The sequence below is a fragment of the Chryseobacterium sp. JK1 genome, assembly GCF_050632815.1.
GTDB lineage: Bacteria > Bacteroidota > Bacteroidia > Flavobacteriales > Weeksellaceae > Chryseobacterium.
In genome coordinates this window covers 1,169,584-1,181,793 of sequence record NZ_JBODRU010000001.1, presented here as the reverse complement: position 1 = coordinate 1,181,793, position 12,210 = coordinate 1,169,584, and the positions used below count along the sequence as shown (strand labels likewise).

The following is a 12,210-nucleotide window of genomic DNA, read 5'->3' as shown; positions in this document are numbered from 1 at the left end:
AATACATAATGAAACCCGTCAATTTTGGCGGGTTTATTTAATTTTAAATAGCTAAAACATTATTTTATTTTGAGTTCTTTACCTGCATCGCTCGCTGATAAAAAGACTGGTTGGCAATTTTTTCTTCGGCTTCATCAATAGCAGTCAGCAGGTTATTTGTATTGTCTGAAATATCACCTAAAATCTGAGACATCAATTCCCAAACCGGCTTCATCTTTTCAATAAGTTCCCGACCTTTGGAAGTAAGTTTAAACAGCCTTTTGCGTTCATCTTGTTTATCTTTTTCCCATTGAATCAATTCCTGTTTTTCGAGTTCTTTGAGCAGCGTGATTGTAGAGGGATGGGTATACCCTATTTCGTTGGCGATTTCCACCACACTTGCTATTTCTTTTTTATAAATAGTGAAAATAACCGGAAACCATTTAAGTTCAAAATCAATTCCGAATGCTTTATAGATAAGCGCTCCGTCTTTCCTCAGTTGTTCACTAAGGCGATGCAGTCTGGTGGATATCGCAAGAATTCCTGCTTCGTTGATTACATTCATATTCAGTCTATATTTAAATGATAAAAAACATCGTCGGCACTCATCAATGGGAAGGAAGCCGGAAGAGTTTCTTTTTCAATTTTTATAAAATGATTGCGTTCATAAAAACGTTGAGCAGCCTTCAATACATTGACGGTACCCAGATAAAGATCCTCGATTTTCTGTTCTTTACAAAACGTTATTAACGTTTCCAGAAGAATCTGTGCGATATTAAACTCCTTTCCTCTACATTCTTTTTTCACAAACATTTTTCTGATGGCAGCTGCTTTCTCATCAAATTTAACCAAAGCAATAGAACCTACCAATTCGCCTTCTACAAAAGCGCCCCAGAAATTGCCTCCCTTTTCATGATAAAAGCTTTCAATTTCTATCAAATCGGGCTGGTCTTCTACAGTTATCGGAATATTGAATTCGTTTTGCTGGATATTCAGGATCAATGCTATAGCCTGTTCTGAAAATGAATTACTTATGGACTGGATCTGTAATTTCATAATATTCAATTTTAAAGTATAAAACTACGTAGTTAAATACATATATCCAAATAAGATTTGAATTTTAACACAGTTGATCAATAAAAAACGTATGCCATTGCTGACATACGTTTTTGTATATGGAAGGATAGATTGCTGTTATTTCCAGCCTCCTCCTAGTGCCTGATAAAGCTCTACACCTGCTTTCATTTTATTGTAACGGGCATTAGAAATATTAAGCTCCGCATTCAATGAATTTACGCTGGCATTCAATACTTCAAGATAGTTGGCCATACCATAGTTCACCAATTCCTGAGAATAATCAACGGATTTTTTGTAAGCATCCAGTTCTTTCTGTTTCAATGCAATAAATGAATCCTGAACAGAGTAAACCCTGATTGCATCAGAAACTTCTTTTCCGGCAGTTAAAACAGTTTTTCTGAAGTTTAAATAAGCCGTTTCTTTATTGGCAAGACTTACTTCATAATTTGTTTTGATGGTTCTTCTGTTTAAGATAGGCTGTGCCAATCCTGCTACTACGTTGGCAAACAGAGAATTTACGCTGAAAAGGTGATCTATATCTACAGACTGTACTCCTCCACTTCCTGTCAATTTTAACGTCGGATAAAATTGTGCTTTCGCAGAATTGGTTAACTCAAAAGCATTCATTAAGTTGTACTCTGCTTTCATTACGTCCGGACGGTTAGCCAAAAGTTGTGCAGGATATCCCAATTTCAAGTCAATGGGAAGATTCTGAGCTTCTAAAGTAGATCTTTCAATAGTTTGTGACGGTTCTCCCATCAACAGACTCATGGTATTTTCAAGCTGCTGGATCTGGGTATCAATATCAATCAGTAATGATTTTGCATTAAAAACAAGCGCTTCACTTTGCTGCACTGCTACTTCTGTAACAGTTCCTGAAGTTTTTAAAGCTTTGGTCGTTTCCAGGTTTTTCTCACGTACTGCAATGGTTTCTGAAATGATCTTCTTTTGAGCATCAAATGTCAACAATTGATAATAAGCCGAAGCAATAGAAGATACAAGGCTGCTTTTTACCGCTTTATGTGCTGCAACAGTTCCTAAATAAGTCGCAAGCTGTGCTTTTTCCTGTGCTTTCAGCTTTCCCCAAAGATCAGCTTCCCAACCGATACTTGTTGTAATATCAAACTGGTTAACATAACGTCTTGAGCCGATAATCTGTCCAAACTGAGTATTGATAGACTGGGTCTGGAAGGTATAATTGGGGCCAATAGATACTGTAGGCTGATAAGCAGCTTTACTTTGTTTAAGATAAGCTTCTGCAGAATTGATACTTTGCAGAGCAATTCTGATATCCAGGTTGTTGTCTAGAGCTTTGGAAATATGTTTCTGAAGTATGGGATCGGTAAATATCTCCTTCCAGGAAATATCCGCGATATTGGTACTGTCTGAAGCAAGCATATCGGTACGGAAAAGCTTTTCGTCTACAACATTCTTCGGTCTTTCATATTCTTTTCTCGCCATACAGGATGAGATGGCTCCGAGTATGAAAACTGAAAAAGTAATTCCTTTTATGATGTTTAATAAACTCTTCATTATTTAAAATTAGAAGTTAGAATCCAGAAATTAGAAGTTAGTTATAGAATGATCGCTAAGTCTAACTTCTAAGATCCGAATCATTATTTTTTATTCAGCTAAATTGATTTCTTCTTTTTTGATAGGTTTAACTTTCTCCTGCAATGTTTCAAAAATCACATAAAGAACCGGAATTACAAATAATCCTAAAATAGTTCCTATCAATAGTCCTATCGCAGCACCTGTCGCAATAGATCTGTTACCCACTGCTCCAATTCCACTTGCCAACACTAACGGCAACAGACCGAAGATAAAGGCAAAGGAGGTCATCAGGATAGGTCTTATTCTGGCTTTAGCTGCATTGATGGCCGACATTACAATGGTTTCACCATGATGCCTTCTCTGCACTGCAAATTCGACGATTAGAATCGCGTTTTTCGCTAATAGTCCAACAAGCATGATCAGGGCAATCTGGAAGTAGATATTGTTTTCCAAGCCCATAATCTTCTGTCCGAAATAAGCTCCCATTACCCCAAGAGGAAGAGAGATGATAACAATCAGCGGAAGAATATAACTTTCATACTGTGCAGAAAGAATAAAGTAAACGAAGATCAAACTAAGCCCGAAGATAAGAAGCGTCTGAGATCCTGAGTTTAATTCTTCTCTGGTCAATCCGGTAAATTCTACGGCATAGTTCTGATTCAGGGTTTCATTAGCCACCTGCTGTACAGCGGCAATGGCATCTCCGGAACTGTATCCTTCAGAGTTGGCGCCTGTCACCTTCACAGAAGTAAACAAGTTATAACGGCTTACAGATTGTGGTCCGTATGCTTTATTCAGCGTTACAAACTGTGATATCGGAGACATTACTCCTGAACCCGTTCTTACATAAAGTTCATTCAGGTTATCAACACTTTTTCTATTATCAGGAAGGGCCTGAACCATTACTCTGAACTGCTTTCCGTATTTTGTAAAGTCAGCAGTATAGATTCCTCCTATATATCCCTGCATCGTAGCCAAAATATCACTTACAGATACTCCCAACTGTTTTGCTAAAGGAACATTAATATCCATTTGATACTGAGGATACTTGGTATTGAATGAAGTCTGAGCAAATTGAATCTCAGGTCTCTGCATCAGCTTACCGATGAATTCATTGGTTTTATTATCCAGATCAGCATATTCTCCACCTGCTTTATCAAGCAATACCATTTCAAAACCGGCACTGTTACCAAATCCCGGTACACTTGGTGGCTGGAAGAAAACTACTTTCGCATCAGGAACAGATCCTACGATTCCGAATAATCTTTTCGTGATATCTTCAGAACTCTGTCCTGCACTTTTTCTGTCTTCAAAAGGTTTCAATTTGATGAAGGCAAGACCGTTATTACTTCCGTTTCCGGATAAGAAACCTCTACCTGTAGATATGGTTACATTTTGTACTCCCGGAACTTTCATAGCATTAGCCTGAAGGGTTTTCAGAACATTATAGGTTCTTTCCATTGAAGCTCCCGGAGGAAGCTGAACGTCGGTAAAGATAATCCCTCTGTCCTCTGTAGGTACAAAACCTTTTTTCATGCTGCTGCTCGCCCAGTATAAAATACCTCCGGTAATAGCAAAAATAAGAAGGGTTACCCATTTATGTCTTAACAGGAATACAAATCCTCTTCCGTAACGGTCGGTAGTAGTTTTAAAAGCAATGTTGAACTTATAGAAGAACTTCTGAATAAAGTTCATGCTCTGATATTTTTCGTGATGCTCTGCATGAGGTTTTAGGAATAATGAACATAAAACCGGACTCAAAGTCAAGGCATTAATCGCAGAAATGATAATCGCAATAATCAGGGTAATACCAAACTGCTGGTAGAATACCCCTGTAGGACCTGTAATGAACGTTACAGGAATAAATACTGCCGCCATTACCAAAGTAATAGAGATAATAGCCCCTGTAATCTCATCCATTGCTTCTACAGTTGCCTTCTTAGCATCTGAAATACCGTGCTCCATTTTCGCATGGACGGCCTCCACTACTACAATTGCATCATCCACCACAATACCGATGGCCAGTACCAGGGCGAATAATGTTAAAAGGTTTAATGAATATCCGAATAAATTCAGGAAGAAGAACGCACCCACAATAGATACCGGAACCGCGATGGCCGGGATTAACGTAGATCTGAAATCCTGAAGGAAAATATATACCACAATAAATACCAGGATAAATGCCTCAATCAGGGTATGTACCACCTTTTCAATGGAAGCATCAAGAAACTCGTTGGTATCGAAGTTGAACGTATATTTAATTCCTTTAGGGAAAGTACCTTCTGCCGATTTCAGATAAGCTTTGATGTTTTTAATAATCTCCTGTGCATTGGAACCTGGTGTCTGGAAGATCCCCATACTGATGGAAGGGTTGTTTCCGTTCTCTCCGATTCCGGTATAGGACTGACCTGCCAATTCTACTTTAGCAACGTCTTTCAACATCAGATTTTGCCCATCCGGAAGAGCTTTAATGATTATATTATCATATTGTCCTTTATCGTTGAATTTACCTACATATTTGATGATATATTCGAAAGAGCTACCACTGTTTTGTCCGATAGAACCTGCAGCGGCTTCTCTACTCTGCTCATTGATTGCGTTGGTAACATCCGTAGGAGTTACACCATAAGCAGCCATTTTTGCAGGATCCAACCAGATTCTCATGGAGTAGTTTTTACCTCCGAAAACGTTGGCATCCCCTACACCATTTACCCTTTTAAGATTAGGAATAATGTTGATATTCAAAAAGTTCTGAAGGTACACATCATCAAGATCCTTATTTTCAGAATAGAAAGACATATACATCAGAGCACTGGTCTGCTGCTTCTGAGTTACAACCCCAGAACGAGTTACTTCAGACGGAAGCAAAGGTGTTGCTCTCGCAACACGGTTCTGTACGTTTACCGCTGCAATATCCGGGTCGATTCCTTGTTTAAAGAAAACCTGGATCTGGGCAGAACCATCATTCCCGGTAGAAGAAGTGATATAATCCATCCCTTCTACCCCGTTAATCTGTTCTTCCAAAGGAACAACCACACTCTTCATTACCGTTTCAGCATTGGCACCCGTATAATTGGCGGAAACACTCACTGTTGGCGGTGCAATATCCGGATACTGGGTAACCGGTAACGAGATCAGCCCCAGCACACCGAGAATCACAATCAAAATTGAGATTACGGTGGATAAAACCGGTCTGTTAATAAAGTTTTTTATCATTAGAATTTCGGTTTTATTGATTGAACTAAACTATCCATTTTGATTGGTTTCGGCTTAACAGCAGTTCCCGGTTTTAAGCCTCCGATCCCTGCAGCAACAACCTTTTCTCCTTTATTAACTCCTGATTTGAGAAGAGCCATATTGTCTATTCTGTCTATTACATTCACAACAACGTTTCTCGCAGTATCTCCTTTGTCTATTTTGTAAACGTAAACAATACCCTGCTGCTCATAGGTAGCACTTTCAGGAACCACCAATACATTTTCATAATGTTGAGGGAATCTGATGGTACCACTGTTACCGTTGCTTAATAATTTCTGAGCATTAGAGAAGCCAACTCTGAACTGAATAGTTCCTGTTGTAGGATCAATCTGACCTGTGATGGCTTCAATTTTTCCTTTTTCAGGATAAAGACTTCCATTCGCTAACTGAAGTTCAACCAATGGAAGATTTTTGATCTTTTCAGGCATGGAGGCTCCCGGTGCTTTTTCAAGGAAATCAAAATACTCTTTCTCGTTCATTGCGAAGTATGCAAAAATTTGAGATGTATCTGAAATAGTTGTCAGCGGAGTCTGATCAGACGGTCCTACTAAACTTCCTACTTTTAATGGTAATTTACCAATCACCCCGGAAATAGGCGCACGGATGATAGAGTATTCTATATTGGCTTCTACCCCTTTATAATTGGCTTCAGCCTGTCTTTTAGCAGCAATTGCCTGCTGTAACTGAGCCTGAGCCTGAGCTAACTGAGCCTGGGCAGTCTGCAGCTGTACGTTACTGATAATATTCTTCTGAACCAGCGGTTTCAGTTTGTTGACTTCAACCTGGGCAGCACTTACAGAAGCCTGAGCGGCCGCAATACTGGATTCTGCCGCACCGATTCCGGCTTTGGAAGCAGCAGCATTTTCATTCAGAATGTTGGTTTCAAGACGGAATAAAGGCTGTCCTTTGGTTACATATTGTCCTTCATCCACCAAAAGCTGGGTAATATATCCCTGTATTTTTGCACGTACATCATTGTTTACTCTACCTTGGATGGTAGCCGGAAACGTCTGATAACCCACTATATTTTTTGACTCCACGGAAACTACAGGGTATGGCTTTGCACCATCCTGTTTTGGAGCTTCTTTTTTGCAGGCAGTGAGTGAAAATGCCGCAATAGAAAGTATAACTAGCTTATTATTCATTTTATAGTTTATTAAGAGATTCCTGAATATTTTCTATGTTTTTGTTTAAGAGTGCTTTGTAATGTTCTATTCTTTCGTTGTATCCATCGTCGTTACTTTTTTTAAAATTGTCTAAATCATCTAGTAGTTTTAATTCGTCCTGCATTTTTTGAACTATTTTCTCAAATCTTATCTTTTTGTATTCATCATTGATAAAAAAATATCTTTTCCGCTCATCCATTTTGTTGTGATCTATAATGAGTTCCGCATTGAGTAATAGCGAAATACTTGTAGAAACGGAGCTTTTGCTGGCAGAAAGCACTTCCACAAATTCATCAAAAGTAATTCCTACTCTCTCATAGTCGAAAAGAAGGTAGGAATAGATTTTTGAAGCCAAAGGGGGTAAGCTAAAAACGGTGCCGTAGAACTTTACGGCATCTTGAAAAATCTTTTCATCAATTTCTATACTTTGATGCATAATATAAAAATTTGAACAAAAGTAAATATTAGTTCGGAACTAAACGAACAAACATGATAGAGATTATAAATATGGGGTGTTTTAAAAATTCAATGAGAATTGATTTAACTTTTCCATCAAATTATAATCTTTTCAAAAGCCTTCCTCATGCCGTCTCTCAAAAGGACCTCTCCACAATAGGAATATCCTCTGCCTTCAAGGATTTTCAGCATCGCCAAATTGTCATGATTGGTATCTACTTTGATGCTCTGAATTCCGTTGGTTCTTGTAAAGTCTTCAATATGGTCAAAAAGTTTTTTCACCATTCCTTTTCCTGCAAATTTCTCATCTACAGCTACTCTGTGTACGACTACGAACTCTCCGTCGCTCAGCCACGCTCCTTCAATTTTACTGTAGGCAGGCTCGTCATTAAGAATCAATGCAGCATACACTGCGATCTCCCCATCAACACTAAGAACATATCCAAATCCTTTTGCAATATCACTTTCTACGGTGTCAATATTAGGGTATCCATTCTGCCATTGTGTACTTCCATCCTGTCTTCTTCTTTCAATAGACTGTTGGATTATTCCCCAAATAATGTCTCTGTCTTCAATTTCCGCTCTTCTTAGTTTGATTTCTGAATCCATGTTGTTTTAAAAATATATGTTATAAAAATTTGATAAAAAAAAGCTTAAATGGTTAAAAAGTAAAGTATCTAATCGTAATTTCATTCCACTATTGGTATTTAATTTTCTTAGAAACCTAAAACTGTAATAGTTTAATTAATTAAAAAACCGAAAACTAATTAAAATTAATTTTCGGTTCGAAGTAGTAAAATTTAAAATTATGAAATTGTTTATTAATTTTCATTTTGTTGAAGATAAGCATCAATAATTTCGAATGCTTTCTTCTCATCTTTCAAGTCTACCATTACTTTCAGCGACGTGGCTGTGGGTGTTGTAGTAAATGTAAGATAGTTATTTTCAATGGTATTTGTAATTTGTGCATCATCCAATTTAGACTTAACCAACTGAATCTCTGAAGGGTTATCACTTTCATAAACCGATACTCTCGTGCTTCTTTCCATATTCTAATTTGTTTGAATATCTAAATATACGATGTTTTGTTGAGAATTACAAATCTTTTGGTTTTAAATTTTATTAATATTGCTTTCAATCTTGTCTAAAGCTAACTTTATTTCTTCCTTGGTAACGTTCAAATGAGGTCTGAAACGCAGAGACTGATCTCCGCAAGGAAGAATGATTAACCCGTCATTGAAAAGCTCATTCATCAGGTGATTTCTCTCCTCTGCAGTAGGAAGATCAATGGCACACATCAATCCTTTTCCTCTGGCGTTGGAGATTTTTTCAGGATATCTCTCAGCCAAAGCTTTCAGGTTTTCTAATAAATAGTCTCCTACTACTCTTGCATTTTCCACAAGATTCTCTTTTTCAATTACCTCCATCACCAACTGGAAACGAAGCATATCGATAAAATTACCTCCAAAGGTAGAGTTGATTCTTGAGCTTTCTCTGAAAACATTATTCGGAACTTCATCAAACTTTTCTTTGTTAGCCAAAACTCCACACACCTGCGCTTTTTTACCAAAAGAAATGATGTCTGGTTTTGCTGTGAAGTGTTGGAAAGCCCACATTTTTCCTGTAATGGCGATTCCTGTCTGCACTTCGTCAAAGATTAATAAGATGTCATTATCATCACAAATTCTTCTTAATCCTAACAAAAATTCGTCTCTGAAATGATTATCCCCTCCTTCTGCCTGAATAGGTTCAATGATGATGCAAGCCACTTTATCAGGGTTCATCAGAATTGCTTCTTCAATCTGCAGCAAAGCAAGGCTTTCGTTTTTAATTGTTTCTTCAAGGTTTTCTTCTGTAATCGGGAATTTCAATTTTGGGTTCAAAATTCTTGGCCATTCGAACATCGGAAAATATTGGTATTTTCTTGGATCTGAAGTATTGGTTAAGCTTAACGTATAACCACTTCTTCCGTGGAAAGCCTGTTTGAAGTGAATGCAAATTCCAGCTTCCGTCTGAAGCCCTTTTGCGAAATTTTTGCGGGTTTTCCAGTCGAAGCATGCTTTCATAGCATTTTCAACGCCCAGAGTTCCGCCTTCGATAAAGAAAGCATATTGTAATTCTTCAGGGATAACTACTCTTTCGAATACTTCTAAAAACTGAGCATATTCTTCTGAGTAAACGTCTGCCAAAGTCGGTTTGTTCACTGCCATTCTGCCCAGCCATTCTGATCTTTCTAAAAGGTAAGGATGGTTGTAGCCAATGGAAGCGGATGCGAACATAGAGAACATATCCAAATATTCTCTATCAGTAAGTTTGTCATAAAGCCATGATCCGTGAGATTTTTCAATATCCATCACGAAATCGAAACCGTCTGCCAACACGTGTTTTCCAACTGTTTCTTTTACTTTATTTGCTTTTATATCTAATGTTTGTTCCATAATAAATTGTTGTGTGATTTAATAAGTGAATGATTAAACCGCCAGAAAATGACACATCTAATCATTCAGGTTATTAATTTTTATTGTTTTTTGAGTGCTTAAAGTAAGACTTTTACAAGTCAAATTTAATTCCCTGTGCTAAAGGAAGTTGTGCGGTGTAATTTATAGTATTAGTTTGTCTTCTCATGTAGTACTTCCAAGCATCAGATCCTGATTCTCTTCCTCCTCCGGTTTCTTTTTCTCCACCGAAAGCACCTCCGATTTCAGCGCCTGAAGTTCCGATATTTACATTCGCGATACCACAATCTGAACCTGCATGAGAAAGGAATAATTCTGCTTCTCTAAGGTTTTGTGTCATGATCGCTGAAGACAATCCTTGTGGAACATCATTTTGAATAGCAATAGCTTCTTCTAATGTTTTGTATTTGATCAAATATAAGATCGGTGCAAAAGTTTCATGCTGAACAATCTCATAAGAGTTTTTCACTTCTGCAACGCAAGGCTGAACATAGCATCCGGATTCGTAATCTTTTCCGCTTAATACTCCGCCTTCTACAACGAATTTCCCCCCTTCTTTTTTACATTTTTTAATAGCTTCAGAATATTGGTTTACAGCATCCACATCAATCAAAGGACCTACATGGTTCTTTTCATCCAATGGATTTCCGATTTTCAGCTGCCCGTAAGCTTTTACCAATCTTGTTTTCACTTCGTCATATACACTTTCGTGGATAATCAGTCTTCTGGTTGAAGTACATCTCTGACCAGCAGTTCCTACGGCTCCGAAAACAGCTCCGATAATAGACATATCGATGTCTGCTTCTTTGGTGATGATGATGGCGTTGTTTCCACCCAGTTCCAGGATAGATTTCCCGAATCTTTCTGCTACTTTTGAAGAAACCATTCTTCCTACTCTTGTAGAACCTGTGAAAGAAACCAAGGCTACTCTTTTATCATCTACCAATTTCTGTCCGATTTCGTGGTCGGATACCAATACACTTGAAACTCCTTCAGGAAGGTTATTTTCCTTTAAAACTTCCATCATGATATTCTGACATGCGATGGCGCAAAGTGGTGTTTTTTCTGACGGTTTCCAGATCGTTACATTCCCACAGATCCATGCTAATGCCGTATTCCAAGACCATACGGCAACCGGGAAGTTGAATGCGGTAATAATTCCCACTACTCCCAGCGGATGGTACTGTTCGTACATTCTGTGACCTGGTCTTTCTGAATGCATGGTATATCCCTGAAGCTGTCTTGAAAGACCTACTGCAAAATCGCAGATATCGATCATTTCCTGTACTTCTCCAAGCCCTTCCTGTAATGATTTCCCCATTTCGTAGGAAACCAGTTTTCCAAGGTCATCTTTATATTCTCTTAATTTTAATCCCAGCTGTCTTACCATTTCTCCTCTTTTGGGAGCTGGGATCAGCCTGAATTCCTGAAATGCCTTTTGAGCAGTTTCAATTACTTTGTCATAATCACTTTCTCCGGAAGTTTTCACTTTTGCGATTAGTTTTCCATCTACAGGAGAGATGCTTTCTATCACCTTTCCTGAAGCGAAATATTTACCACCTACTGAGGTACCTTTATTTTCTTCTTTAATACCTAAGTTTTTCAGTGTTTTTTCGATTCCGAAATCCTTTACTTTTTTTGACATAAAATCTTACTTTTCGTTCTCTCTAAAGATAAAAATATTATGCGAACCTCAAAACTTTAATTTTTTAACGTGTTTTTTATTTGGACTAATTATAAACATGCTTATCTTTGTAAGGTAATCTTTTGAATTTCAGCAATGGAAAATAACAGCACAATAGAAGATAATAATACGACAAAAGAAAACAAGAGCTCAAAATGGAAAAGTCTTGTGAAGAAGTTTGGAATAGGCGGAATTATATTCTTTACCGTAAAAGGAATCATCACTTCCACTTTGATTTATTTCCTGGGAAAGAATTTCTGGACGGTGATCAGCAATTACTTCACCACGTTATTTGAATAAATATTTGATATATCACAAAAAATAAAGCAGAAAACAATGTTCTCTGCTTTATTTTTATCGTAAGGTTATTTCCAGATTAAGCGCTATTCTTTTTTCTTTCTCCCCGAATTTACCAGACTTTGATGCAGTAGATATTCTATCTGTCCGTTCACACTCCTGAATTCGTCATTCGCCCATTTTTCCAGAAGTTTATACGTAGACTCATCTATTCTTATAACAAAAGATTTCTTGGTTTTGTTTTCTGAAGAGTTCTGAGTTTTTTCTGATTTCATTCTCTGAA

The 12,210-nt window shown here is 37.6% G+C and carries 12 protein-coding genes; 1 reads left to right on the top strand and 11 read right to left on the bottom strand.

The window, feature by feature from the left end:
* Positions 1-64: 64 nt before the first annotated feature.
* The 10 genes from ACQ76T_RS05195 to amaB form a co-directional block, all read right to left on the bottom strand.
* Entirely contained in the window at positions 65-544 is a 480-nt protein-coding gene (locus ACQ76T_RS05195) for a MarR family winged helix-turn-helix transcriptional regulator (RefSeq protein WP_431342268.1), read from the bottom strand.
* 2 nt (positions 545-546) lie between these two features.
* Positions 547-1,035, bottom strand: a complete 489-nt coding sequence (locus tag ACQ76T_RS05190) for a GNAT family N-acetyltransferase (protein ID WP_431342267.1) — start codon at positions 1,033-1,035, stop codon at positions 547-549.
* 138 nt (positions 1,036-1,173) lie between these two features.
* Entirely contained in the window at positions 1,174-2,589 is a 1,416-nt protein-coding gene (locus tag ACQ76T_RS05185) for a TolC family protein (protein ID WP_431342266.1), read from the bottom strand.
* Between the two features lie 90 nt (positions 2,590-2,679).
* The gene (locus tag ACQ76T_RS05180) at positions 2,680-5,826 is read right to left on the bottom strand and encodes an efflux RND transporter permease subunit (RefSeq protein ID WP_431342265.1); all 3,147 of its coding nucleotides are present in this window, start codon (positions 5,824-5,826) and stop codon (positions 2,680-2,682) included.
* Positions 5,826-7,013, bottom strand: a complete 1,188-nt coding sequence (locus tag ACQ76T_RS05175) for an efflux RND transporter periplasmic adaptor subunit (RefSeq protein ID WP_431342264.1) — start codon at positions 7,011-7,013, stop codon at positions 5,826-5,828. Before ACQ76T_RS05175 ends, ACQ76T_RS05180 begins: the two co-directional genes overlap by 1 nt.
* 1 nt (position 7,014) lies before the next feature.
* Positions 7,015-7,470, bottom strand: coding sequence for a transcriptional regulator (locus tag ACQ76T_RS05170; RefSeq protein WP_431342263.1), 456 nt, complete (start codon positions 7,468-7,470; stop codon positions 7,015-7,017).
* 116 nt (positions 7,471-7,586) lie between these two features.
* Positions 7,587-8,099 (bottom strand): N-acetyltransferase family protein, encoded by a 513-nt coding sequence (locus tag ACQ76T_RS05165; RefSeq protein WP_431342262.1) that lies wholly within the window; start codon positions 8,097-8,099, stop codon positions 7,587-7,589.
* Positions 8,100-8,311: 212 nt separating this feature from the next.
* Positions 8,312-8,539, bottom strand: a complete 228-nt coding sequence (locus ACQ76T_RS05160; protein ID WP_431342261.1) for a DUF2007 domain-containing protein — start codon at positions 8,537-8,539, stop codon at positions 8,312-8,314.
* A gap of 63 nt (positions 8,540-8,602) precedes the next feature.
* Positions 8,603-9,928: an L-lysine 6-transaminase gene (gene lat, locus ACQ76T_RS05155; RefSeq protein ID WP_431342260.1), complete on the bottom strand. Its 1,326-nt coding sequence runs from the start codon at positions 9,926-9,928 to the stop codon at positions 8,603-8,605.
* A 112-nt stretch (positions 9,929-10,040) separates the two neighbouring features.
* The gene (gene amaB, locus ACQ76T_RS05150) at positions 10,041-11,591 is read right to left on the bottom strand and encodes an L-piperidine-6-carboxylate dehydrogenase (RefSeq protein ID WP_431342259.1); all 1,551 of its coding nucleotides are present in this window, start codon (positions 11,589-11,591) and stop codon (positions 10,041-10,043) included.
* A gap of 135 nt (positions 11,592-11,726) precedes the next feature.
* Between amaB and ACQ76T_RS05145 the strand changes: the two genes are divergently transcribed.
* Complete coding sequence (locus ACQ76T_RS05145) at positions 11,727-11,930, top strand: hypothetical protein (RefSeq protein ID WP_431342258.1); 204 nt, start codon at positions 11,727-11,729, stop codon at positions 11,928-11,930.
* A gap of 83 nt (positions 11,931-12,013) precedes the next feature.
* Here the strand turns inward: ACQ76T_RS05145 and ACQ76T_RS05140 are convergent, their stop codons facing one another.
* Positions 12,014-12,202, bottom strand: a complete 189-nt coding sequence (locus tag ACQ76T_RS05140; RefSeq protein WP_431342257.1) for an Arc family DNA binding domain-containing protein — start codon at positions 12,200-12,202, stop codon at positions 12,014-12,016.
* Between the last annotated feature and the right edge of the window lie 8 nt (positions 12,203-12,210).